The organism is Acinetobacter sp. A1-4-2, from assembly GCF_040233925.1.
Taxonomy (GTDB): domain Bacteria; phylum Pseudomonadota; class Gammaproteobacteria; order Pseudomonadales; family Moraxellaceae; genus Acinetobacter.
The window spans coordinates 2,670,524-2,696,106 of the sequence record NZ_CP157981.1; the positions used below are offsets into that span (position 1 = coordinate 2,670,524).

Genomic DNA, 25,583 nt, shown 5'->3' on the forward strand with positions numbered 1-25,583 from the left:
ATTACTCTCCTGCCATCTCTACAAATAACTGACCATCTTCCACAATCACCGGGAAAGTCTGGATTGGATCAGTTGCTGGTAAGCATAATGCTTGACCAGTTTTCAAACAGAAACGTGCTGAATGCAGTGGACATTCCACAGTGCCGTCATCTTCAAGATAACCTTCCGACATAGAAGCATTACCGTGTGAACAACGGTCGTTCATTGCAAAGAACTCACCGCCATTGTTAAAAACTGCAAGCGCTTCGATACCGTTCACGCCGCAATCCACTTTCAATGCTTCGCCTTCGTCCAATTCGTCAACTTGGCAAACAAAAATCTTATTCATCAGAAGAACACACTCAGGTTATGTGAGGTATAGGTCACTTGGTCTAGGGTGATTTTGCGGTCAAAAATTTGCCAGCCTAAACCACCTTCAACTTTACGGATCTTGTCGTGACGTTTACCACAGTAAATCGTAATATCTTTCTCTTTTTGAGAACGGTAGAGCAGATAAGTCACGTATACGTCGTATTCGCCTGCAACTTCAGTTGGTTCAACAATCACGTTGCTCACCATGTGAGTAGTACGTGATGGAGGCTCTTCCGCCCAAGCCATACCCGTTTCCAGACGCGCTACACGGCGTTCCAACAGATGTTTGTTGTCGTTGAACACCCAAGTTGTTGGTGGCTCAACTGAACGACGACGGTCACGGGTTTGCGCGTTTGGCGTGGTACGTAGCGTGTACGAAATATCTTCCGCCATTACGTCCAGCCATTCGCGGAATTTCCAGTCATCCAGCAATTTTGCTTCACGATAAAGGAACTGACTAATTTCGTGATGAAGTTCTAAACTGATTTGACTCATTTCACAAGCTCCTTCTCATATGCTTCAGCTGCTTTCTCAACATCTTCCCATTTTTCATGGATCAGCAGGTCTGCCCAACGGCGGTATAAGCCACGTGCAGCAGTTTCAGAGAAGATGTAGTTGGTAATACCTGGAATACCATCTTCACGTACTTTTTCGTTACCTTTACCCATTTCCATAATGAGTTTGTTTTGACGAGCTTTATAACCACGTAATACTTTTTGAATTTCTACCCAGTTTTCAGAGTCATCTTGCTCTAGGAAACCAGCAGGACCGAAAGCACGGGTTGCAGAACGTTCAAATGCTTCTTTTACGTCTTGTGGTGCGTCAGCATCACAGATACAGAATGCCCAAACTTCAGTTTTGTTTGGACCACGTGGGTGCCATACACGAAGTGTTGCCGTACCGTTCAACCAAGACAATGTCGGGAACATGGTGTTGTGACCAGCAAGGCGTAGCGCACGGATTTCACCTAAACGGTCTTTTACTTCTTCGTAAGTTTCACGGAAATAGTTTGCTACTTCACCATCTACCCAAACGTTAGCATCTGGTTTTTCAGTGAAGAAGAAACCTGAACCATGGCCACGTTGACCGTATTGAAGAGCATCTTTCGCTGTTTCCCAAACTGGACGAGCCGTTTGTGCCGCACCTAACTGTTTAGACGCGTCATCATCCGGTTTTGCACCAAGAACTTGTACCGCAGATGCGTGAGAGAACAATGCATGGTATTGGTCAGATGCAAACTGTTCAGCTGCAAATTTCCAGTTACACTCGATTTCCCACTTGTGTACACCACCAACGATGCAAGTACCGCCAGGACGACGATCAAGAACACCATCCAGGTACCAAGCGATGTCACCCATGTATTCTTCTAGGTCAGGTGTTGTTTCATCCCAGCAGCCAAATACCAGGCCTTTGTAAGATTTAACACGGTTAACTTCTACCAGACCCCATTGCTCTTTACATGCACCCTGTGGGTAAGCACGCTCTTCAAGCGGGATGTCTTTTAAAGAACCGTCAATACCGTAAGACCAGCCGTGGTATGGGCAAGTAAATGCACGGGTATTACCACAGTCTGCGAAGCTCACGCGCATAGAGCGGTGACGGCATTGGTTTAAAAATGCTTTGATTGAACCGTCTTTTTGACGTGCCACAATAATCGGATCTTCACCCATGTAGGTATTGAAGAAGTCACCCGCCTTAGGAATCTGGCTTTCATGACAAAGGAATAACCATGTACGACCAAAAACGCGTTCAAGTTCTAGTTCATATAGATCTGGGTCTGTATAGATAGATGGCGAGATACGTCCATTTTGTGCATCGACTAAAGCGTCGATTTCGCGCACATCAATTTTTCCACTCATGAAAAGCTCTCCTGTGACCAGTAACGGCACAAAGTAAATAGACTCAACTTTTCAGCGATAATGGATTTTTAGCCAGTTTTGGGGAAATATTTTTTTTGTTTTAATTAAGATATTTTATGAATTACTTAAAACTGTAGCTTATATATTTAAACACTAATGAAAAATACAAGATCATTTATTTTCTAAATGGCAGAATAATCTTCACCTAATAGTTGTTTATAGATTATACTGCTACAAAAATATAGTAAGACATTTTTTGGATTACTCTTTTGGACGAGTTATATGGAATTACGACACCTACGCTATTTTATCACCGTTGCAGAAGAACTTAACTTCAGTAAGGCTGCATTAAAGCTTTATACCGCACAGCCCTCTTTAAGTCAGCAAATTAAAGATCTGGAAGAAGATGTCGGGGTAAAACTGCTTTATCGTACTAAACGTAAGGTTGAGCTGACTGAAGAAGGTGCCGTATTTCTCGAGCAGGCGCGCTTAACCCTGGCACAGGCAGATAAAGCGATTGCCATGGCACGCCAGGTTTCGCAAGCCAAACAGCAAATGCTGCGCATCGGCTTTGTTCCGGTGGCGGAAATGAAAATTTTTCCTTACGTACTACCGAATTTACGCGTGCAAAACCCTGATTTAAAAATCGATTTGCTCAGCTTAAACAACAGTGAACAAATGAAGTTGCTGAAAAAAGGGGAACTGGATGTCACCTTTACCCGGCACAATCTCAATAGTGATGAAATTGAAAGTCTATTTGTGTTACGTGAGCCACTGATCTTTATTTTACCGAAAGACCACCCTTTGGCTAAGTATGAACGTATTCCTGTTAAAGAATTGAATGGTATAGATTTTATTATTCCTGCTGCAGAACAGTCCTTAACATTACATAATGCCATTATAGATTTTTCCCATGCCAATGGCATTGAATTCAATATTGTACAAAAGGCCGATAACATCCTGTTTAACATCAATTCTGTAGGGATGGGTTTAGGCTGCACCATTCTGCCGGGCTATGTTGCGCCACTAACCATGGAAAATACCGTGATTCGCCCTTTAGATGTAGAACTGCCTTACCTCGACCTGTATGTGAGTTACCATAAAAACAGCAGCTCTATCGCAGTGAAGAAATTTATTGAATTGCTGACTCATGTGTTCTATCTAAATATAAACCGCACTTAAAAAAATTTTTATGCTTTTGCACCGGATTGAAGCCACCATTATTTTACTAATAAATAATGGTGGTTTTTTTTATTTCAATTTGTGTATTTTTAGTCCAGATTAGACTTAAGTCTTACGCTTTTTTCTTATCATTAACACGCTATTTATAGGGAATAACGCATAACTTTTTCTTTAGCCATTTATAAATCACATTTCATCATCGATGAATTACAACTTAAGTCTAATAAATTTCCCACAAACTTTTTAAAATGTTAAAAAACAACAATAACGATAAAAGGTTGCCCACTCATGCATCTATTACGCCGTATAAAAACAGGGATTCAGCACCATCTTTATTTCTTTCTAACCTTTCCGTTTATTGCTGTGCTGTATGCTACTTTTCAGTTGATGACCTCATGGAACTGGTCAACCTGCCTGCTAATGAGCTGGAATCTGGTCATCTATGCCTATTTATTTTTCACCCTGAAAAAACTCTGGCGCATTGATCATGCGCATATCCTGCAACGTGCGAAGGAACAAGATGCCAGTAAATGGCTGATTCTATTTCTGGTCCTGCTGACCTTATTCATCTGCTTCATTGCGCTTATTATTGAAGTGAATAATTTGCCGAGCAATACGCTCATTCAAACCGCTCATATCATTTTATCCATGGTGACCATTACCTCTGCCTGGTTCCTGATGCATACCATTTTTGCGATTCATTATGCACATGACTTCTATCTGGCACTCGACAAGAATAATGAAGGCGGGCTGGAGTTTCCCAAAACCCCTAGACCGACTTATCCCGACTTTTTATATTTTAGTTACATCGTCGGTACTTCCGCACAAACGGCGGATGTTTCCATTACCCACTCCGCAATGCGGGTTTTAAACACCCTGCACCTGCTGCTGGCCTACGGCTTTAATACCACCATTCTGGCCATCACGATCAATGTGGCAGCGAACTTTATCAGTCCTTGAGCAAGAGCATAAAAAAAGGATGACCGAAGTCATCCTTTTTTTATTTGCTAGACGGCGGGATTAAACGCCACGAGCAGTTAAATAGTTTTTAATCACTGTATTGAACTCTTCAGCTTTTTCCACTTGAGACCAGTGGCCACACTGGCTGAAAATGTGTGCATCAGCATTTGGTACAACATTGAGGATATCCCAGGTACGAGAAACTGGAATCACCACGTCTTGAGTACCGTGAATCAACAATACAGGCACAGTGATGTCTTTCATTTTTTCGAAGTCTAATGGGAATTCGAAACGGTCACGGTCACGTGCGCCCACTACGTCCATCAAACGGTTCGATGCATAGTCATTTGCAGCAGAAGCAAAGCGTACTTTCACCAGTTCGTCTGTGATCAGGTCTTTGTTCACTACAAACATAGACAATGTTTTCTTGATGCCTTCCTCGGTCAATACCGGATTCGCATGCGCTTTCAGTGCAGCAGTCTGTTTTGCACCACCCGTACCCATAGATACAATACCGAGAACACGCTCAGGGTAATCCAGTGCCAATTGGAATGCCAACCAGCCACCCAGTGAGTTACCCACCAACCAGGTTTTTTCAATGCCCAGTGCATCTAAAGTACGAACTGCATGGTCTACCCAGGCACGGATACCGTAAGCTGTGTTTGGTGCAACTACAGTTTGACCATAACCAATAGTGTCGATAGCGATACAACGTGCCTGCTCACCAATTGATGGCAAGTTTAACCACCAGTTTGCCGCAGCAGATACACCGGTACCTGAACCATGCAAGAATAGGATAGGTGTACCTTCACCCACTTCGTGATAGTGAGTCAACTCACCTTCTGCAGTTTCAATCCATTTGTCTTCTAAGCCAAAGAATGGATCTGTTGTATATTCAGGGATTTGAACAGTGCTCATACATACTCCTCGTACAGTCTTTAGCTTGCGTTTCCATCTTGATTCAGAATTTAACGTCAAGTTGACTCGGTGAAATTTACTTTTTTACTGCCTTATATTACCTGTTCAAAGCAGTCAAACTGATACAAATTTACGATCAAATACTATAAAAAAACGATAATTTAACTATTTGTTTTTTAAAATTTTATTAAAGACCAAACCCTTATTTTTATTAAGGCATTTAATAATAAAATAGCGCTCTCTATAGAAAAAAAAGCGACTTATTGAAAGTCGCTTTTTTATTACACTGTTTAATTAGAACTTGTAAGTATAAGTTGTCGCTACACGGTACTCTTTTAAGTCTGATTTCCAGTCGAAATCGGTGTCAATATACATCGCCTGGAAGCCTAGGCCCTTAAGTTTACCTTCTGGAACCGTGTAATTCAGAATCAAATTCAGCTCATCCGATTTCTGGTCTTTCAAAGTAGTCGTTGGAGATGTTTTCACCTCAGCATCTGAACCGATAAAGTACACTGCAGTAGCATTCAAGCCTTTGGCACCCAATTCAGAGAAATCATAGCCATAAGTGAAGCCCCATGATTTTTCATTGGTATTGGTAAAGGTTGCGACACCCCAGTTGACCAAGTACGGCTGCGGCACCCAGCCACCCAATGTCGGGAACGGAGAATCACCAAACATTTGCTGGTAGCCCAAACCAACAGTATGTGCGCCATAATTGACTTTAGCGCCTACAGACAACGCCTGGTTATCAATATTACCATACAGCTTGTCACCTGACTCCGAGTTATCAAAGTAACGGATATGGCTGTCTAACTTGGCTTTTTTACCCAGCTTGGTTTTGTAGCTTGCACCGACATAATGCTGCTGATAAATATCTTCAACATCTGCATACCAGTAGCTACCACCAATTTCAGGGGTAAACTGATGATCAACACCCGCAATCAACATGCCATCAGAAGCATCACCATTATCGTAATACTTTTTGCCCTTAGCAGGTGCAAACAAAGTTAAGTCACGGAACTGGTTGTCATAACGGTTATTGATCTTATCAATATAAGCCACAGTCAGTTTGGTGTCTTTAATCTCTTTAGACTCTAACCATGCACCGCTATAAGTCGTCAATAACTGACGTGATGGATCGAATACTAGTACTGGAGATACCGGTAATAATTCACCGACTTTTAATTCAGTTTGTGAAACTTTGGCTTTTAAAGTTGCACCAACTTTACCAAAATTGTCTTTCGACTCTTTGCCATCATGCGGCAAAACCCAGTCTGCATTTTTATCACGACCATTCAATTTAAATGCGTGCTGCACCAAAAGGTCTGCACCCACTTGAATACCGCCACCGATATCCTGATAACCCGATTTTGCATCTAGTGTGATACCCTGAGACCAAGAACCCCAGTTGTTTTGCGGAAGATCCGCATACTGACGGTCTAAATAAAAGTTTTTAAATTTTAATTGGACATTACTGTCGTCAACAAAATCTGCATTCGATGCAGTTGTTCCTAAAGTTGCTGTCGCAGCAAGCATTGCTATCCATAAGTTTTGACGACGCATGGCTGAATTCCCTAGTAATCAAATTAAGCTATGGCGCCATCATGCTAAACAATCACAAAAAACGAAATCCGACCAGAGTATTAAGATTTATTGCCTTTATGGCTATTTCTGCTTGTTTTTATTTTAGTGATTCAAATCACGTTAAGAACTTTAAACAATAAGTCATTTTATCTTCCGTTTATTTCATTTTTGTTAAACCTTTGTTTCAGTGTTTATTTTAAAAGAATTTAGGCTTTTTGACCGCAAAAAAAAATTGATTAATCGCTTTTAAGTTTAACCCAGAGCTAAAGCCACTTAAATAATTGATTATATTAATATAACTATCCTATGATATGATATTTTTTATCTATAAACTCAAGTGTAAAATCAAGGTCTAGCCATAAAAAAAGCGCCCTTTCGGACGCTTTTTTTGCTTCAACTTAAAGCAGATTAAGCATTGGCTTCTTTAGCTTTAGACATGGTCAATGCCAAGTCTTCAATCATGTCTTCCTGACCACCTACAGTACCACGGCGACCCAGTTCCATCAGGATTTCACGCGCAGACACGCCATATTTCGCTTCTGCACGTTTAGCAAACAACAGGAATGAAGAGTAAACACCCGCATAACCTAAAGTCGCTGCGTCACGGTCAGCACGAATCTGATGGGTCATCATTGGAATGATCAGATCTTCTGCAACGTCTTGAACCTTAAACAAGTCTACACCGGTTTCAATTTGCATACGGTTAGCAACCGCAACAAACAGTTCAAGTGGTGTATTACCTGCACCTGCACCTAGACCAGCAGAAGCCAAGTCAACACGCGTTGCACCAGCAGTCACAGCAGATACAGAGTTTGCAACACCCATACCCAGGTTATGGTGACCATGGAAACCGATTTCGATGTCTGAACCTAAGTTAGCACGTAAAATACCTACGCGGTCAGTCACATCTTGAGGAAGCATGTAACCTGCAGAATCCGTTACATAGATACAGTTTGCACCGTAAGACACCATTTTTTGTGCTTCTTCCAAAAGTTTTTCTGGAGAAGCCATGTGTGCCATCATCAAGAAGCCCACAGTGTCCATACCGAGTTTACGTGCAGCAGTAATGTGCTGTTCAGAAACATCAGCTTCAGTTGAATGCGTTGCCACACGAATGGTAGAAACACCGACATCATGCGCCATTTGCAAGTGATCAACCGTACCGATACCAGGTAGTAAAAGTGCAGAAACTTTTGCCTGTTTCAGGTTTGGAATGACAGCTTTTAAGTATTCTTCATCAGTTGCCGCTGCAAAACCGTAGTTCACAGAGTTACCGCCCAAGCCGTCACCGTGTGTAACTTCAATTAAAGGGACACCTGCATCATCCAGAGCCGTTGCAATCGCAACCATTTGCTCAGGTGTAGTTTGATGGCGCATAGGATGCATGCCATCACGTAAAGTCATATCATTAATAATAATCTTAGACATGAAGATGCTCCTTATGCTTCAACTGCGTTTAAAACACGTTCTGCAAACATTTCTGCGGTACGCGCAGCTGCTGCAGTCATAATGTCGAGGTTACCGGCATATTTAGGCAGGTAATCGCCCAAGCCTTCAACTTCAAGGAAGATGGATACACGGTTACCATCAAATACTGGACCGTTTACAAGTTTGTAACCTGGAACGTATTTTTGAACTTCCTTGATCATCGCATGCACAGATTCAGTGATGGCAGCCTGATCTGGCTCACCTTCAACCAAGCAATGTACTGTGTCACGCATCATTAATGGTGGCTCTGCCGGGTTGATAATGATGATCGCTTTACCCGCTTTAGCACCGCCGACTTTTTCAATCGCGCCAGCAGTAGTACGGGTGAATTCATCAATGTTTTTACGTGTACCTGGACCTACAGATTTAGTCGATACAGTGGCAATGATTTCACCATATTCAACCGGTTGAACACGCGAAATTGCGGCAACCATCGGAATAGTCGCTTGACCGCCACAAGTCACCATATTCACATTTGGCACTTCGCCTGCATCTAACAAAGCTTCCAAGTTTACTGGTGGTACACAGAATGGACCGATCGCAGCAGGCGTCAAGTCAATCATCAACACGCCAAGTTCGTTCAACTTGCGGCTGTTTTCAGCGTGAACGTAGGCAGACGTTGCATCAAATGCGATTTTGATTTCGTCTTCAATCACATGAGGAAGTAAACCGTCTACACCTTCACTTGTAGTTTTCAAACCCATTTTCGCAGCACGTGCCAAACCTTCAGAAGTTGGGTCAATACCCACCATCCATACTGGCTCTAGAAATTCACTGCGTTGTAATTTGTATAGCAAGTCAGTACCAATGTTCCCCGGACCGATCAATGCACATTTAATCTTTTTCATGAACAATTTCTCTTAAAAAACGCTCTTAAAATCTGGACTTATTCAGCAGCGAATGCAGCAGTTACAGAACCAAAACCTTCAATTTCAACCACGAATTCATCACCCGGGTTAGCGACAACCATAGGACCTAATGCACCTGTCAGGATGATGTCGCCTGCAAGTAAAGGACGACCACGACGTACCATTTCATCTGCCAGCCAAACCGCAGCATTTAACGGGTTAGCCAGACATGCTTTACCAACGCCTTGAGACACGACTTCTTCACCGCGTTTCATGGTCATTTTGCAATTTACAAGATCGAGATTTTCAAGTTTCACAGGACGTGAACCCAAAACATAAGCCGCAGAAGATGCGTTATCTGCAACAGTATCAATCAATGAAATTTTCCAGTTTTCAATACGGCTATCGACCACTTCTACAGCAGGCAGTGCATATTCAGTCGCACTGATAATGTCTGCATAAGTGTGTTTTTCTTGGGTTAAATCTTTGTTGATGATTAACGCGATTTCTGCTTCAACTTTAGGTTGAATCAATAGACCCGCTGGAATCGCTTCGCCATCACCATAAGCCATGTCAGCAAACAACATACCGAAGTCCGGTTGGTCTACACCCAGCTGCGCTTGCACAACTTTAGAGGTCAAACCAATTTTACGGCCAACCAAACGACGACCTTCAGATAATGCGCGCTCTGTATTTACTTCCTGAACGGCATATGCGATATCCACGTCAGCACTTTCGCCACCAAGTTGCGGGCGAACAGGGGCAATCGCAGTTTTTGATAATTCAGCGTTACGTAATGCTTGCGCAACTGATTCAACAACAGCAGAATTCGACATCAATGTTTCCTTAAACTGCAAAAATTGGACTTATACCGTTATCGATGGAAATGCGATGAACAACAAGAAGAAATCTGTGAACTGATCAAAGCCATCAGCAAAGGGCTGCTGCCCATCTTGGCAAACGCGTATATGTATAAACAGTTTTAGAATCGGAAAATTGCGCTTTTTATGCCAATACTTATTTTATTTATGACAATAGCTAATTCCTATAAATTAACTTGGTTTTATTTAAAAAAAACAGCCATATGAACCAAATATAAAAACTGTTTTCCCATATGAACTGAAGGTCAGATTGTCAGATTCATGAAATAACCATCGATCTACGACTAAAAGACTAGATCGAATGCTTATTTTGAGCACAAATATTCTATTTCAGCAGACCTAAAAATGTTATTTATACTTTTTAAAATCAACAAACTATACCTACTTTATGAACCGCAAAACCATTTTCAGTACAATTTTACTGAGCACCCTCTCCTGCTCAACTTTCGCACAAAATTATCAACAGTCGCTGAAAGGCAAATATCTTGTTTTGGCGGGAGCTGAATGTGCAGGCTTAAAATTTAATGCCCAGGCAACCGCCGCAGCATGGCAAAATGAAATGGACTGCAGCGATGGCTACTATAATAAAGATGCCTGGCGTATAACCTGGATTGCACCAGAAATTTTTGTCATGACTGAAGTGATTCGCCCCAATGAAATTTCACCGCCACGCAATGAAATTTATAAAATCATGAGTATTCAGAATAAAACGGTCACCGTTACCAATTACTGGACGGGTTGGGGCAGTCACAAACCGGAACTACAAAAATTTAGAATCCAATAAATATAAAAAGGATGATAAAGCTCATCCTTTTTATCTAACTTACTGATCAAACCGCCTGTTTTAAATTCACATGGTTTAATAAAAGCTGATTTAAAGCCGTAACATCCTCTGCAATGGCCAGCGGATGATAGCGGGCAAGCACTTCTGTAGTATGCACGCCATAACTTACCCCTATACGCGGCATGGCAATATTTTGTGCCATTTCCAGATCATAGGAAGTATCACCGACCATAATCGCATGTTCAGCCTGGACACCAGTTTGTGTCAAAATTTCTTCCAGCATTAAAGGATGTGGCTTAGATCGGGTTTCACTGGCCGCACGTGTCGCCGCGAACAGCTCCATGCTTTGTGTCTGCTTCAAGACACGATCCAGACCTTTACGGCTTTTGCCTGTAGCGACTGCCAGTTTTACCCCCGCTTGAGCCAATGCTTCTAACATGTCGGCAACACCAGCGAACCATTGATCACCAGTTGAGTTGGCAACATAGTGCTCTGAATAGGACTGTAAAATATCGGCATGTAACTCAGGCACAGCCGGAAATAAACGCTGTGCGACTTCCGGTAAACCTAGCCCAATAATACTTTTGGCATCTTCATCAGTTAAGGGTTGCTGGAATTGTTGTGCTGCGAACTGCAAACTTGCCACAATTTGACGAACCGAATCAAATAAAGTGCCATCCCAATCGAAAATGACCAGTTTTACAGGTGTGTTCATAAATGCTTTCCTAGTATTTGATTCAGTATTTAATTGTTCACCTCTCCCTAACCCTCTCCTACAAGGAGAGGGAAACCCTTTTGCTTAGTCATTCATTTTTTACTAAATCAAAATACTGACTACACGAAGTCTGAGTTAATGACAGAATATTTTACGTGATGTCCCCTCTCCTGAACGAGTTTAAAGCACTGCTTTAAACGACGTGCAAGAAAGGAGACTTGCGCAGCAATGCTGCTCAGGGAGAGGATTAAAACTTACTAGTCGTCAAAAGTAACGACCGGCTTATCCTTCTTCTGCGCTCTGAGCTGCGCCACCAAACTCTGCATATCTTCAGGCAAAGGTGCTTCAATGGTCGGATAACCCGGAATTTCCAGACGCATGGCATGTAAACATAAACGACGCGGCTTTGGCCCCTTATATTCAGTCTCATGACCGTATTTATCATCACCAATTAAAGGATGACCAATACTCAAACCATGTACACGAATCTGATGGGTACGACCTGATAGCGGTGAAGCATATACTAGTGTGCCATGCATGAAACGCTCTGCCACATTCCACTGGGTTTTACTGTCTTTACCTTCTTTAGAAACACGAACCCGGCGCTCACCATTGGCCAGCTCATAACGGTGCAATGGCTGGTCAATGAGTTGCTGATCCAGGCTCACCTGCCCTTTCACAATCGCGGCATAGGTTTTTTTGATTTTGTGTTCACGCAGCAAATCTTGCAGCGTTTTTAAGGTACTGCGTTTTTTACTGATCATCACCAAACCGGATGTGTCGCGGTCGATACGGTGAATCAGTTCCAGATATTTCTTGCCGGTGGCTGCACGCAGACCTTCAATCAGCCCGTAGGCCACACCGCTACCGCCATGCACCGCAATGCCTGAAGGCTTATTGACCACCATCAGCCCTTCATCTTCATAGACCACACGGCTGAGCAGGCTTTGTGCCACCTTGTCCGATACCGGTGCCGCCGTTTCATCTTTAGGCTCAAAACGAATTGGTGCAACGCGAATCTGGTCGCCAATATTCAGTTTGGTTTCCGCCTTAACGCGCTTTTTATTGACCCGAACCTGTCCTTCACGGATTAAACGATAAATCCGACTTTTTGGTACACCTTTCAGTCTGGAAAATAAAAAATTGTCGATGCGTTGACCCAATTGATGCTCGTCCACTTCAAACCAGGTGACACTTTGCCATTCTTGCGTAGAATTCATACAGTTACGATGACCCAAAAAATACTAAAATTGATTAAAAACTGATCACTTGGGCTATGCTTTACACAAGAAAGATAAGCTTAGCCCATAGGCAGATGATGCAAGGTTTGATATAGTCAGCGCACGGATACCACCGTTAGTGTGAAAAAATTTAATCACTTCAATCTTTTTTGAAGCTCAATATTAAATTTCACCATTCACATTAAATACGGAAAGGTCCCTAAAGAATATGCCGACGCCGAAGGCTTATTATATCGGCAAAAAAGCAAACTGTTGCGTTTAATTGTACTTCGTACATAAATCAGTTTGCCCTAAAAAATATGTCGCCAACCTAGTTGGTTTTTAAACGTAAACTGATACACATCAGATTAGTCGCACCCTGAAGTCGCATTCAGGCTACAACGTTGATGCATTGGATCTGCACATAAAGCAAAGATACGATGATAATTCCGTATCAAGACGCCCGATCATGAATTAATGAAGGGACGATCTTCAAGCTACGTGACAGTGAAAGTTACTCACATCTAATGCACCGTTTGTCCGCCAGTGAATCGTTCAGGTGACTTTAATCGTTTATAAGATTGAAGCCGTATTGCCATCTTCAATACGTGAATCAAAAAACCGCAGCCCAAAAAAAGGCCGGTAAAAAAGCTCAGACCACAATTGCGTCATTTTGAGATCTGGGTGTTGATCCGTAATGTGTGATGTTCGCTACGTGTATAGCGATGTCCTGCTGTGTATCACTATTAGGTGTTACACCCATGAAACGTATGTTGATTAATGCAACACATGCCGAAGAGATTCGCGTTGCACTTGTCACTGGTCAGCGTCTTTACGATTTCGATCTAGAAAATCGTACCCGTGAACAAAAAAAATCCAATATCTATAAAGGTCACGTCACTCGCGTTGAACCTTCTTTAGAAGCTGTTTTTGTAGAGTATGGTGCAGGCCGTCAAGGCTTCCTATCCATGCGTGAAATCGCAAACTCGTATTACAAGGCAGATCCTCGCCAAACTTCAAATATCCGCGAATTGATCACTGAAGGTACCGAACTTTTAGTACAGGTAGAAAAAGAAGAACGTGGCAATAAAGGTGCTGCCCTTTCTACCTTCATTTCGCTTGCTGGCCGTTATTTGGTGCTTATGCCAAATAACCCGAAAGGTGGCGGTATCAGCCGTCAAATTTCCGGTTCAGTGCGTGAAGAACTGAAAGAAATGTTGGCCTCACTGAATATTCAGCGTGGCATGAGCGTGATTGTGCGTACCGCAGGTATTGGCCGCTCGCAAGAAGAATTGCAACTTGATTTACAGCACTTGATGGATCTTTGGGCCCAAATCCAAAACACCGCAAGTTCTGGTCCATCACCCATGCTGGTCCATCAAGAAGCCGGTGTGGTAACACGCGCAATTCGTGACTATTTACGTGATGATGTTGCAGAAATCCTGATTGACTCGGAACAAGCCTATAACGAAGCCTATAACTTCGTGAAAGCAGTAATGCCACGTCAAATCGACAAGCTCAAAACCTATACTTTAAATGAGCCTTTATTTGCCCATTTCGGTATTGAAAGCCAGATTCAGACGGCTTATGAACGTGAAGTAAAACTTCCTTCTGGCGGTTCAATCGTGATTGACCAGACTGAAGCTTTGGTATCGATCGATATTAACTCGGCTAAATCGACTCGTGGTCACGACGTTGAAGACACTGCTTTAAACACCAACTTAGAAGCAGCAGAAGAAATTGCGCGTCAACTGCGTTTACGCGATATCGGTGGATTGGTGGTGATCGATTTCATCGACATGACCAAAGACCGCAACCAGCGCATGGTGGAAGCCAAACTGCGTGAAGCCACCCAAAGCGACCGTGCCCGCATCCAGTTCGGTCAATTGTCGCGTTTTGGTTTAATGGAAATGAGCCGTCAACGCTTGCGCCCATCGCTGGAAGAAGCAACCGGTTACGTTTGCCCACGCTGTCATGGTACCGGTATGGTGCGTGATTTACGTTCTCTTTCCCTTTCGATCATGCGTAAAGTGGAAGAAATTGCACTGCGTGAACGTCACGGTGAAGTTCAGGTTGAAGTTCCGGTTGAAATTGCCGCATTCATGTTGAATGAAAAGCGTCATACTTTGGTGTATTTAGAACAAACTTCAAATGTCCGTGTAACCGTGTTGCCACATCCGCACCTGGAAACACCGCATTACGAAATCACTTATAATGCTGAAGGTTTTGCACCAACCAGCTATGAACGTACCGAAGCAACCCGTTCAAGCGAAAAAGAGTTGGGTTATGAATCTTCTGAATGGCATTTGGAAGGTGAGCAACAAGCTCAAGCTGCTGCGCAGGCACCTGCTCAGCAACAGGCTAAAAACCAAAACAACAAGCCACAACGTCGTCCACAACAAGTAGCTCAAGAAGTACAGCAATCACAACCAGCTCAAGTTGCGCCTGCTGCTCAAGCTTCATCAAGCCCATGTGCATGGCTAGAAAACCTGTTTGTGCAAAAGCAAGCTAAAACAGTTGATCAAGCACGTACTGCAAACAATGCTGCTGCTGCCATTGAACAAATGGTCAATGCTGGTGCGGTCAGCCGTGGTCAATTCGGTCAGGTTGTAACATCTGCGCCTACTCAGAGCGCACCACCGGTTGCCACTGCAAACAACAATGCTTACTTATCGCCAACTGCGCCTGTAACACAAAAACAGGAACAGCATGAAGTTGCAGATAAATATTCTGATAAGGAAGAAAAATCGCAACGTCACAATAAAAAGCGTAACAAGCCTAAAGAGCAACGTGAACAAGTTCAGTACGACAATCAGCAAAATCAAGTGCATGAAGAAATTGTTCAGGTTTCCCGTCATGAGCAACGTCAAGAACAACGTCCGGAACAGCGCCAGGATTCACGTGAAAACAAGCGCCCTTCTCGTCGTCAACACGCTGAACAACAACATGCTGATCAGCAAACCGAGCAAAATGCTGTGCCACGCCGTGACCGTCGCAACCAGCAACGTCCGGAACGCCCGAATCGCCACCGCGATCAGAGCGTATTAAACGAACAGCCAGCGCAACAAACTGCAGCTGCTGTAGTCGTAAATGAACGGGAACCTAAGGTCGAAGTGATTGATACACCTCGTCAGGAAGTTCTGCCAACTGCATTGTTGGTCAATGTTGATCAGGCAAAAACCGAAATTGTTGCATTAAATTCAGCACCTGCTGCAGTTGAAGCACCAATTATTCAGGCTGCTCCTGTAACAGTTGAAGCACAAGAGCCGGTCATCGAGAAACCAGTGGTCGTGCAGGAAGAAAAACCTGCTGCAGCTGAAACTCATGAACCACACAAGCCACGTCCTGCAGAAAAACGTGCCAGCAACGATCCGCGTATGCGTCGTCGCCAAAAACGTGAAGCTCAGGCAAGACAGGCTCAGGCACCGAAGCTAAGTCCTTCTCAGGTTCCAACTTTGGGTCAATACACCGTGATCAGTCTCATTCGCCATGTCTATGGTGAAGATTGTTCAGTGCTGATTGAACAGTTTGGTTTAATTCCAACGTTCAACCGTGCCCTGGTGAAATTTACCGAGCAATATGCTGCAACACTCGCGACTCAGACAACTGAAGCACCAGCACAGCCGGTAACACGCGATGTAGCAGTCACCAAAGCCGCACCTGAAGCAGAACCTGCACCAGTGCTGGACTTGACACCACCAAAACCGGTGTCTGACAAACGTGTAGCAAATGATCCACGTGAACGTCGCCGTTTGGCAAAACAGGCTGCTGAACAAGCTTTAGAGCAAGCAAAGCAGGCGCATAGTCAACCTGAAACTGCTCCGGCTGAAGCAATACCGGCCGAAACTGTTGCTGTAACAGAAGCAGAAACAGCGCCAGCCGAAGTGGCCGAGCCTGTTGTGACTGAAGTAGTTGCTGAACCTGTTGCAGAAACTGTTGTTGCTGCTGAAACAGTAATTGCTACAGAGGAAACCGAACAGGCTGCTGAACCCGTACAGGCTGAATTGGCGGTAGAAGCTACTCAGGACGCACAAACTCAGGTCGAGCCAACCGCAGAAGCTGAAAAAACCGAAGGGGAAGATGGAGACAAACCTGTCCGTCCTCGTCGTCCTCGCGGTCGTCCACCAAAGAAAGCAACACCTGCAAATGAGTCGTAATTTGTTTTAAATTAGCTCTAGTGCAGTGAAATAAAAAAACCTAGTCATTCCGGTGACTAGGTTTTTTTTGATACTTTTGTCAGATTAGGTTGATTGCACTAGATTGAAACGATTAAAAGACAAGTGTACAAATCACAGCAAGTGTATTGCAAACAAATAGACTGTATTGGATTATGAAAAAATAAATAGGATTCATATGAACCACACTACACCGAGCGATCTTATTGGTATTGCGGATGTTGCAGCAAAAATACCTAAATTCATCAGCAAAGTCCCTCATTTATTGAGTGGTCTCAAACAAGCCTATTTGCGCACATCCAATACTCCAGCAGGCTTGGGTATTGCCTTTGAAAAAGCGGTAAAACATAATCCGCACGGCATGGCTTTATTATTTGAAGATCAGAAATTCAGTTATCAGGAACTGAATGAATGGGCCAACCAAATTGGACACTTCTATTTATCGCTCGGTGCACAAAAAGGCGATGTGATTGCGGTGATGGTAGAAAACCGTCCGGAACTGATTGCCACAGTTATCGCCCTGGCAAAAATTGGCGTCACCTCTGCTTTGGTCAATACCTCACAAAGCGGTAAAGCGCTGACCCACAGCATCAACCTGGTCAAGCCGATTGCCGTAATTGTCGGTGAAGAATGCCGTGCAGCTGTAGAAGATGTTCGTCAGGACCTAGAACTGGCAGCAGACCGTTTCCACTGGTTTGCCGATCAAGCTACACAGGTGGATGCCGGTAAAGCACCTCAGGGCTGGACCAACCTGGCGGAAAAAGCCGACCAATTTCCAAAATTTAATACTCCGACCACGCACACCATTCAAGGTAAAGATGGCTTATTTTACATCTATACCTCAGGCACGACCGGACTACCTAAAGCGGTCATTTTCACCCATAGCCGCTGGACTTTGGCTTATGGCACCTATGGTCACGTGCTGGATTTAAAACCTGATGATGTCATGTACTGTACCCTGCCGCTGTATCATGCCACCGGTATTGTGGTGTGCTGGTGTGGCGTGATTGCAAGCAGTGCAACATTTGCATTACGCCGCAAGTACTCAACCTCTGCTTTCTGGAAGGATGTCAAAAAATTTGATGCATCAGCCATTGGATATGTCGGTGAACTCTGCCGCTATTTAATGGATGCTCCCCCATCTGAACTGGAAAAAGGTCACCGTGTCACCAAAATGATCGGTAATGGCATGCGCCCGAATATCTGGGATAAATTCAAGGAACGCTTCGGGATTGAAGAAGTACTTGAGCTGTATGCATCCAGTGAAGGTAATGTAGGCTTTAGTAACGTGTTTAACTTTGACAACACGGTCGGCTTCTCTCCAACACCTTATGCGATTATTGAATTTGATAAGGAAAGTAATCAGCCGGTGAGAGATGCCGAAGACCGGTGTAAAAAAGTGAAAAAAGGTGAGGTCGGCTTACTGGTGGGAAAAATTACCCGTCGTTCACCTTTTGACGGCTATACCGATCCGGAAAAAAATAAATCTGTCATTATGAAAGATGTGTTTAAACATGGAGATGCTTTCTTTAATACCGGTGATCTGGTACGCGATATCGGTTTCCGTCATGCCCAGTTTGTAGATCGCCTCGGGGATACTTTCCGCTGGAAAGGCGAAAATGTGTCTACCACTGAAGTTGAAAATGTAGTCAGTGAATATGAAAAAATTGCTGAGGCAGTGGTTTACGGGGTAGAAATTCCCCATACCAATGGACGTGCCGGCATGGCAGCCATTACCTTGAATGAGGGTGCAGAATTAACTGCACAAGACTTAAAGCAAATGGCAAGCGAGTTCAAAAAATGTTTGCCGGCTTATGCTGTTCCGGTATTTTTACGTGTTCAGTCTCAAGTAGAAACGACAGGCACATTTAAATATCAAAAAAATACCCTCAAAGAACAGGCTTTCGACCCCAACAAGACCGATGAGCGTTTACTGGTCCTTCTGCCAAATGCGACAGAATATTGTGATTTAACTGCGGAAATCTTCAGCAATATTCAAGCCTATCAATACCGTTTCTAATTGCAGAACCGCTATTTTTTTATAAGATTAGGCAAATTTGTTGTATTTATAATCAAACATCAACAAGTTTGCTAATTTTTACTTGCGCTCGTTTGATAACTTGCTACAATACGCTCCATCAAAACGAAGTGGTGTTGAGAAAACTCTTTCTTTTCTTTCACTGCACATTCGGACAAGTTCTGAATGTTGGTTCAGGGTCGTTAGCTCAGCTGGTAGAGCAGCGGACTTTTAATCCGTTGGTCCCGCGTTCGAATCGCGGACGACCCACCACTTATTTTGATTGATCTAGAGATGGGTCGTTAGCTCAGCTGGTAGAGCAGCGGACTTTTAATCCGTTGGTCCCGCGTTCGAATCGCGGACGACCCACCATCTTTTCAAAGGCTTCTGACATGAAGCTTTTTTAGCTTTTAAAGCACATTTTCTGAATGGGTCGTTAGCTCAGCTGGTAGAGCAGCGGACTTTTAATCCGTTGGTCCCGCGTTCGAATCGCGGACGACCCACCATTCTTTCTTAGGGCTTCTTTCTGTACTACAATAGAAACGAAACCTGCAATATTCCGACCAAGACAAACCACACCGTTTCGGTTGATTCGCCATTCTCGAAATTTTGCTAGACCGATGTTGCAAAACACAATGCTTCAATGCATCTGTAAAAAATCTTCGATTTTTTTCTTGCACTCGGGTGAACCCTTAAAGCAATGCTTTAAGTTCACTAATCCTTGCTCAGGGTTGTTAGCTCAGTTGGTAGAGCAGTAGACTCTTAATCTATTGGTCGAGGGTTCGAGCCCCTCACAACCCACCAGATTTTTTATTATTCATCTTATATCCACACGCCCATATAATAAAAAGTGCTCCACATTTACAGCATTTCTCCCCCTCTTGAATTGCAAGTCTGGTTAAATGAAAACAACATCCAATTTTTCTTTAACTGACTTTCTCTTTAACCAAACGATATGCCTGTTGTGGAAAGGGATTGCCTTCGGCAAAATATTGCTCGTTTAAGACAGAAGCATGCACAATCTTGTCCAAATCCATGACCAGATTTTGATCTTTATCAATATCATAGAAAAATTCCACCCCATTTGAGCGATGCAAAATCACCTGATGATTTTGCCTATCATAAGACCAGCGATCTTGCCGGTGATACAGATTTGAAGCGAAGCTGATTTGCCCCGAATGGATCAGGGTGCGATGGGCAATTCCATCCTCCTGTAAATTAATAATATAATCTGCTGTACCATCTTTACATCTGACAAAAGGATCATCACAACTGATCGTGGCTTGATAACGGCCAATATAAGGCTCGGCACAGTCTGGAATGGCTTTTTTGATTCTAGATTCTGCCTGTTCCACCGGAACAGTCGCCCGCCCTGCAACATCAGTCAGGCTTCTAGCCTGCTCATCGCTATTCGTTGGAGTTTCTTTTTTTATTTGTTGCGCGACAGAGTCTTCTAAAGGCTTATTGCAACCCACCAAAGCTGCACAAATCACCCCCAAGAAAAAACCACAATAATTCGCTTTTCGAAACACCGCTCTCCCTCCTGAGAGTTAAATTTTGTTTGGCTTTCCATAGCCATATTTGCCGATGTACACAATAAAGACTAAAGCACGGATCATCATTTTACCCTCACACATATGGGAATATTTTGTTGATTTTTATTCATATAAATCAACTTATTCAACAAAACATATCTTAAATGACGACCTCGCAATTAAGCCCTTAGCTTTACATAAATTAACTATTTTTTATGGCATGCCCCTTTAAAAAGAAGGGTTCATCTCCATTTTTTTATTACAGGCATGTTGTTTTAACTGCTTTGTTATTTTTATTAAGGAGACCTAGATGGCCAATGTTGGTTTATATCGCTCTAAGCGTCAGAACATGATTGCAGGTGTAATGGGCGGTATTGCTGAACGTTTTGGTTGGAATGTGACTTTACTGCGCATTATTTTCGTTCTGGTTTCTGTCATGAGCGCAGCATTTCTGGGAATCCTGGTGTATTTAATTTTGTGGCTGGTGATTCCTAAACAGCCCAATACCATGTTTGGTCAGACATCAGCCTATAACAACCCGATCCGCACGGTAAATCCGGATCAAAATCGCTAACATCCCGTTGAACTCCATGAGTTGAGTTCGTTTTATGCTACGACTTTTCCCCCAATCAGTCGTAGCTTTTTTTTTGCTTCATTTCTGCTTTATGCCGCTACATTCAACTGCTGGTTCAATGCCGCAATTATATCGGCACGGCTAATAATGCCGACCATTTTCTGTTTTTCCACCACTGGAATATAGTTAAATGAACGCTCAACAAAGTAAGGCACCAGGTCCTGAATCGGTTGCTCCGGCTTTACGGTGACCACTTGGCGAACCATAATATCCTTGACCTGACGCTGCCATGTGGTTCTTAAATCGGTTGCGCGCTTAAACCATTCCACCACTTCATATAAAGCCAGCGTACCGACCAGTTGCTGCTGGGCATTAATCACAGGCAGACTCATCAAATTCATATGTTTGAATTTATCCAGTGCAGAATGGATATCATCATTTGCATTCAGGCTAATCACGTCTTTGGTCATGATGTCCTGACACTTGAACTGGCTCACACCCCGGGCATTGGCTTTCTCCTGAGCGGCCAAAATAATTTTTTGCAGGTCATATTCACTAATATCCAGCAGCTCGGTCTGCTGATCCAATGTGGCCTGAATATCTTGCGGTTGAATGGTGACTTTTTGCGTGGGCGTTGGGTCTTTGGAACGCTGGTTGATTTGTGCTACTTGTGGATACTGTTTTCCTAAAAGACGGTTAAAGATAATCGCTACAAACATCAACAGGACCGAATTTAATAAAACCGGATAAAAAATAAAGTAATATCCCAGCTCATGGACCGCTTCGCCACCCAAAACGGCAGTAATCGCCACCGCCCCACTCGGTGGATGCAATGAATCCGTGGTCATCATCAGAAAAATAGACAACGCCACCGCTACACTAAAGGCTTCGGTCAGGTTTGGAATATAGGCCGCGCAGGTCACCCCAATGACTCCTGCAATGATATTTCCAATCACCATATTCCACGGCTGTGCCAAAGGACTGGCAGGCACGGCAAACAGTAATACTGAAGATGCACCCATCGGCGCGATATACCATGCATTGATATCTCCCAACACCCACCAGCTTATGAAAGATGAAAGTGTCAGTCCAAGTAATGCACCCAGACCGCATAGCAGACGATCTTTCAGAGGAAGAATCTTGAAATTGGGTTTTAGGGTATTTAGCCATTCGAGTCGGGAATGAAACACAGCACGCCTTTTATTGTTTTGGGGAAGAAGTTGCAAATTATAGAATGCTAATGATTAAAGATGTATTTATTTTATATCTTATATTTATCAATAAATCTGTGAATCATTTTTAAACAGCTGATTTCTTGTCCTGAAACCTTTGCCACACCTTTGCAAAATCCTTATACTTAGAGCCAATTTTTCTCTAATTTTAATGGATGCTACATGAGTCGCGCCATATCGCATATTGATACATTTCAAGGCTTAATTCTTGCCTTACAAAACTACTGGGCTGAACAAGGTTGTGTAGTGTTACAACCTTACGATATGGAAATGGGGGCAGGAACATTCCACACTGCAACTTTCCTTCGTGCTTTAGGGCCAGAAACATGGAACGCGGCTTACGTACAACCTTCACGTCGTCCTAAAGATGGCCGTTATGGTGAAAACCCGAACCGTTTGCAACACTACTACCAGTTCCAGGTGGTGCTTAAGCCAAACCCGGACAATATCCAACAATTGTATTTGGATTCCCTCAAAGCCATTGGTATTGATACCCTGACTCACGACATCCGTTTCGTGGAAGACAACTGGGAATCTCCAACGCTTGGCGCTTGGGGCTTGGGCTGGGAAGTCTGGCTAAACGGTATGGAAGTGACCCAGTTCACTTATTTCCAGCAAGTCGGAGGTGTTGAATGCTACCCGGTAACAGGCGAAATCACTTACGGTCTGGAACGTCTGGCGATGTACCTGCAAGGTGTAGACTCGGTTTACGATCTGGTCTGGACCAAAGGCCAGTTCGGTACGGTAACTTACGGTGATGTATTCCATCAAAATGAAGTGGAACAATCCACTTACAACTTTGAATATGCACCAGTCGATAAAATGTTCGAGCTGTTCGACTTCTACGAGGCTGAAGCAACACGTTTAATTGAAGCTGAACTGCCACTTCCTGCTTATGAACAGGTGATTAAAGCATCACACAGCTTTAACTTACTGGATGCTCGCGGTGCGATTTCAGTCACTGAACGTCAACGTTATATTTTACGTGTCCGTACATTGGCACGTGCCATTGCACAAAGTTACGTGGCAGCCCGTGCGAAACTGGGTTTCCCAATGGCAGAACCACATTTACGTGACGAAGTATTGGCGCAGTTAAAAGCACAAGTTGAAGCAGAAGCAGCTCAAGCAGAAAAAACAGGGGAGAACAAATAATGTCTAAACATACTGTTTTATTTGAACTTGGCTGTGAAGAACTTCCACCGAAAAGCTTAAAAAAATTACGTGATGCCCTTCAGGCCGAAACTGAAAAAGGCTTAAAAGATGCTGGCCTAGCTTTCGATGCCATTGAAGCTTATGCAGCACCACGTCGTTTAGCATTGAAAATTATCAACGTTGACGGTGCACAAGCAGATACACAAAAACGTTTTGACGGCCCTGCCAAACAAGCAGCCTTTGATGCTGAAGGCAAACCAACTAAAGCCCTAGAAGGGTTTATGCGTGGTCAAGGCATCACCGTTGATCAAGTATCAACTTTCCAGGCCGGTAAAGTTGAAAAAGTGTGCTACTTAAAAGACGTCAAAGGCCAAAGCCTAGACGTACTTTTACCACAAATTTTACAAGCTGCTTTAGACAACCTGCCAATCGCTAAACGCATGCGTTCTGCGGCAAGCCGTACCGAGTTTGTACGTCCTGTGAAATGGGTTGTGTTGTTAAAAGACAACGACGTGGTTGATGCAACTATTCAGGATCACAAAGCAGGCAACGTGACTTATGGTCATCGTTTCCACGCACCTGAAGCCATTATCTTAGCCAATGCAGATGAATATCTACCTAAATTAAAAGCAGCGCATGTTGTTGCGTCATTTGAAGAGCGTCAAACCATCATCGACCAGCAAGTCAAAGCATTGGCTGATGAAGTCAATGCGATTGCCATTGTGCCTGCTGACCTTCGTGATGAAGTGACTGCATTGGTTGAATGGCCTGTTGCGTTACGTGCCAGCTTCGAAGAACGTTTCCTTGCGGTTCCGCAAGAAGCATTAATCACGACGATGCAGGACAACCAGAAGTACTTCTGTTTGGTAAATGCTGACAACAAACTGCAACCTTACTTCATTACTGTGTCAAACATTGAGTCGAAAGATCCGACACAAATTATTGAAGGTAACGAGAAAGTGGTTCGTCCACGTTTGTCAGATGCTGAATTCTTCTTCCTGCAAGATCAAAAGCAACCGCTTGCATCTCGTAAAGAAAAACTGGCCAATATGGTGTTCCAAGCTGAATTGGGTACACTTTGGGACAAATCGACACGTATTGCGAAACTGGCTGTAGCATTAGCGCCGATCACTGGTGCTTCGCCTTCCGATGCTGAAAAAGCTGCCCTTCTTGCGAAATGCGACTTAACCTCTGAGCTAGTGGGTGAATTCCCAGAACTTCAAGGGATCGCAGGTACTTACTACGCACGTCTTGAAGGTGAAAATGCTGAAGTTGCTGAATCTTTAGGTGAGCAATACTTGCCTAAATTCGCAGGTGACGTGTTACCGAAAACCAAGACTGGTACAACCATTGCCCTTGCCGACCGTTTGGATACCTTGACCGGTATTTTCGGTATTGGTCAAGCGCCTACAGGTTCTAAAGACCCGTTTGCACTGCGTCGTTCTGCAATTGGTATCTTACGTCTTGTGACTGAAAACGAGCTGGATGTGTCGATTGAAGACCTAATCAAACTTGCTTTAGCTTCATATGGCGATGTATTGAAAGACCATGACAAGACTTTGGCAGATGCTATTGCATTCCTGGAAGGTCGTTACCGTGCGAAATACGAAGACCAAGGCGTTGCAGTTGATGTGATTCAAGCTGTTCAAGCGTTGTCTCCAAAATCTCCGCTTGATTTTGACAAGCGTGTAACTGCAGTCAATCACTTCCGTGCGTTGCCTGAAGCTGCTGCACTTGCTGCTGCAAATAAACGTGTTGCAAACATTCTTGCAAAAGAAGCAACACCTGAAGGTGCTGTAGTTGAAGCGAATCTGGTTGAAGATGCTGAGAAAGCATTGTTCGCTGAACTTGCGAAAATCACGCCTGTGGTTGAGCCGTTATTTGCTGCGAAAGACTACACTGCTGCATTGTCTGCACTTGCTGCACTTCGTGCGCCAGTAGATGCATTCTTTGACGGTGTAATGGTCATGGCACATGATGCTGACCTGAAAGCAAACCGTTTGCGTATGCTTGCACAGCTGCGTGATTTGTTTACGAAAGTGGCTGATATTTCGGTATTACAACACTAAGCCTTAAACAATTGTAATTTAAGAAAAACCCCGCTATAA

20 protein-coding genes and 4 tRNA genes are annotated in these 25,583 nt (G+C 43.6%); 12 read left to right on the forward strand and 12 right to left on the reverse strand.

Going from position 1 to position 25,583, the window contains the following annotated elements:
* Nucleotide 1: 1 nt before the first annotated feature.
* The 3 genes from hcaC to hcaE are packed head-to-tail and all read right to left on the reverse strand — an operon-like array spanning nucleotide 2 to nucleotide 2,210.
* Nucleotides 2-328 carry a 3-phenylpropionate/cinnamic acid dioxygenase ferredoxin subunit gene (gene hcaC / locus ABJ384_RS12920; protein WP_076752998.1) on the reverse strand — a complete coding sequence of 109 codons (327 nt, stop codon included), beginning with the start codon at nucleotides 326-328 and terminating at the stop codon, nucleotides 2-4.
* On the reverse strand, nucleotides 328-846 hold the full coding sequence (gene hcaF, locus ABJ384_RS12925; protein WP_086195286.1) for a 3-phenylpropionate/cinnamic acid dioxygenase subunit beta: 519 nt from the start codon (nucleotides 844-846) through the stop codon (nucleotides 328-330). Before hcaF ends, hcaC begins: the two co-directional genes overlap by 1 nt.
* Nucleotides 843-2,210 carry a 3-phenylpropionate/cinnamic acid dioxygenase subunit alpha gene (gene hcaE / locus ABJ384_RS12930; protein WP_086195285.1) on the reverse strand — a complete coding sequence of 456 codons (1,368 nt, stop codon included), beginning with the start codon at nucleotides 2,208-2,210 and terminating at the stop codon, nucleotides 843-845. Before hcaE ends, hcaF begins: the two co-directional genes overlap by 4 nt.
* Nucleotides 2,211-2,492: 282 nt before the next feature.
* Between hcaE and hcaR the strand changes: the two genes are divergently transcribed.
* Complete coding sequence (gene hcaR, locus ABJ384_RS12935; protein ID WP_086195284.1) at nucleotides 2,493-3,392, forward strand: DNA-binding transcriptional regulator HcaR; 900 nt, start codon at nucleotides 2,493-2,495, stop codon at nucleotides 3,390-3,392.
* A 288-nt stretch (nucleotides 3,393-3,680) separates the two neighbouring features.
* A complete protein-coding gene (locus ABJ384_RS12940) occupies nucleotides 3,681-4,352 on the forward strand; it encodes a DUF1345 domain-containing protein (protein WP_349927791.1) in 672 nt (223 codons plus the stop codon).
* 60 nt (nucleotides 4,353-4,412) lie between these two features.
* On the opposite strand, the gene ABJ384_RS12945 is transcribed toward ABJ384_RS12940, so the two are convergent.
* The 5 genes from ABJ384_RS12945 to mhpD all read right to left on the reverse strand — a co-directional run bounded on the left by ABJ384_RS12945 (nucleotide 4,413) and on the right by mhpD (nucleotide 10,026).
* On the reverse strand, nucleotides 4,413-5,270 hold the full coding sequence (locus ABJ384_RS12945; RefSeq protein ID WP_349927793.1) for an alpha/beta hydrolase: 858 nt from the start codon (nucleotides 5,268-5,270) through the stop codon (nucleotides 4,413-4,415).
* Nucleotides 5,271-5,564: 294 nt separating this feature from the next.
* Entirely contained in the window at nucleotides 5,565-6,833 is a 1,269-nt protein-coding gene (locus ABJ384_RS12950) for an OprD family outer membrane porin (protein WP_349927795.1), read from the reverse strand.
* Between the two features lie 429 nt (nucleotides 6,834-7,262).
* Nucleotides 7,263-8,282 carry a 4-hydroxy-2-oxovalerate aldolase gene (gene dmpG / locus ABJ384_RS12955; protein ID WP_086195280.1) on the reverse strand — a complete coding sequence of 340 codons (1,020 nt, stop codon included), beginning with the start codon at nucleotides 8,280-8,282 and terminating at the stop codon, nucleotides 7,263-7,265.
* A gap of 11 nt (nucleotides 8,283-8,293) precedes the next feature.
* Nucleotides 8,294-9,190, reverse strand: coding sequence for an acetaldehyde dehydrogenase (acetylating) (locus ABJ384_RS12960; protein ID WP_349927796.1), 897 nt, complete (start codon nucleotides 9,188-9,190; stop codon nucleotides 8,294-8,296).
* Between the two features lie 38 nt (nucleotides 9,191-9,228).
* Nucleotides 9,229-10,026, reverse strand: a complete 798-nt coding sequence (mhpD, locus tag ABJ384_RS12965) for a 2-keto-4-pentenoate hydratase (protein ID WP_086195278.1) — start codon at nucleotides 10,024-10,026, stop codon at nucleotides 9,229-9,231.
* 433 nt (nucleotides 10,027-10,459) lie between these two features.
* Here mhpD and ABJ384_RS12970 point away from each other — a divergent pair, with 433 nt between their 5' ends.
* Nucleotides 10,460-10,855, forward strand: a complete 396-nt coding sequence (locus ABJ384_RS12970; protein WP_349927798.1) for a hypothetical protein — start codon at nucleotides 10,460-10,462, stop codon at nucleotides 10,853-10,855.
* A 46-nt stretch (nucleotides 10,856-10,901) separates the two neighbouring features.
* Here ABJ384_RS12970 and ABJ384_RS12975 read toward each other — a convergent pair whose 3' ends face one another.
* Together ABJ384_RS12975 and ABJ384_RS12980 are read right to left on the reverse strand one after the other, a co-directional pair.
* Entirely contained in the window at nucleotides 10,902-11,570 is a 669-nt protein-coding gene (locus tag ABJ384_RS12975) for an HAD-IA family hydrolase (protein ID WP_349927800.1), read from the reverse strand.
* A gap of 257 nt (nucleotides 11,571-11,827) precedes the next feature.
* Nucleotides 11,828-12,790 (reverse strand): RluA family pseudouridine synthase, encoded by a 963-nt coding sequence (locus ABJ384_RS12980; protein WP_349927802.1) that lies wholly within the window; start codon nucleotides 12,788-12,790, stop codon nucleotides 11,828-11,830.
* 761 nt (nucleotides 12,791-13,551) lie between these two features.
* Here ABJ384_RS12980 and ABJ384_RS12985 point away from each other — a divergent pair.
* The 6 genes from ABJ384_RS12985 to ABJ384_RS13010 all read left to right on the forward strand — a co-directional run bounded on the left by ABJ384_RS12985 (nucleotide 13,552) and on the right by ABJ384_RS13010 (nucleotide 19,786).
* Nucleotides 13,552-16,947: an Rne/Rng family ribonuclease gene (locus ABJ384_RS12985; RefSeq protein ID WP_349927804.1), complete on the forward strand. Its 3,396-nt coding sequence runs from the start codon at nucleotides 13,552-13,554 to the stop codon at nucleotides 16,945-16,947.
* A gap of 196 nt (nucleotides 16,948-17,143) precedes the next feature.
* Nucleotides 17,144-18,985 carry a long-chain-acyl-CoA synthetase gene (locus tag ABJ384_RS12990; protein ID WP_349927806.1) on the forward strand — a complete coding sequence of 614 codons (1,842 nt, stop codon included), beginning with the start codon at nucleotides 17,144-17,146 and terminating at the stop codon, nucleotides 18,983-18,985.
* Nucleotides 18,986-19,179: 194 nt separating this feature from the next.
* Nucleotides 19,180-19,255 (forward strand) — tRNA-Lys (locus ABJ384_RS12995).
* Nucleotides 19,256-19,278: 23 nt separating this feature from the next.
* A tRNA-Lys gene (locus tag ABJ384_RS13000) sits at nucleotides 19,279-19,354 on the forward strand.
* A 58-nt stretch (nucleotides 19,355-19,412) separates the two neighbouring features.
* Nucleotides 19,413-19,488 (forward strand) — tRNA-Lys (locus ABJ384_RS13005).
* Nucleotides 19,489-19,710: 222 nt separating this feature from the next.
* A tRNA-Lys gene (locus tag ABJ384_RS13010) sits at nucleotides 19,711-19,786 on the forward strand.
* A gap of 122 nt (nucleotides 19,787-19,908) precedes the next feature.
* Here the strand turns inward: ABJ384_RS13010 and ABJ384_RS13015 are convergent.
* Nucleotides 19,909-20,514, reverse strand: coding sequence for a hypothetical protein (locus ABJ384_RS13015; RefSeq protein ID WP_349927808.1), 606 nt, complete (start codon nucleotides 20,512-20,514; stop codon nucleotides 19,909-19,911).
* 313 nt (nucleotides 20,515-20,827) lie between these two features.
* Here ABJ384_RS13015 and ABJ384_RS13020 point away from each other — a divergent pair, with 313 nt between their 5' ends.
* The gene (locus ABJ384_RS13020; RefSeq protein ID WP_349927809.1) at nucleotides 20,828-21,091 is read left to right on the forward strand and encodes a PspC domain-containing protein; all 264 of its coding nucleotides are present in this window, start codon (nucleotides 20,828-20,830) and stop codon (nucleotides 21,089-21,091) included.
* 89 nt (nucleotides 21,092-21,180) lie between these two features.
* Here ABJ384_RS13020 and ABJ384_RS13025 read toward each other — a convergent pair whose 3' ends face one another.
* Nucleotides 21,181-22,281 carry an HPP family protein gene (locus ABJ384_RS13025; RefSeq protein WP_180043074.1) on the reverse strand — a complete coding sequence of 367 codons (1,101 nt, stop codon included), beginning with the start codon at nucleotides 22,279-22,281 and terminating at the stop codon, nucleotides 21,181-21,183.
* A 204-nt stretch (nucleotides 22,282-22,485) separates the two neighbouring features.
* Between ABJ384_RS13025 and glyQ the strand changes: the two genes are divergently transcribed.
* On the forward strand, nucleotides 22,486-23,475 hold the full coding sequence (gene glyQ, locus ABJ384_RS13030) for a glycine--tRNA ligase subunit alpha (RefSeq protein WP_349927811.1): 990 nt from the start codon (nucleotides 22,486-22,488) through the stop codon (nucleotides 23,473-23,475).
* A complete protein-coding gene (gene glyS, locus ABJ384_RS13035; protein ID WP_349927813.1) occupies nucleotides 23,475-25,544 on the forward strand; it encodes a glycine--tRNA ligase subunit beta in 2,070 nt (689 codons plus the stop codon). Before glyQ ends, glyS begins: the two co-directional genes overlap by 1 nt.
* Nucleotides 25,545-25,583: the final 39 nt, after the last annotated feature.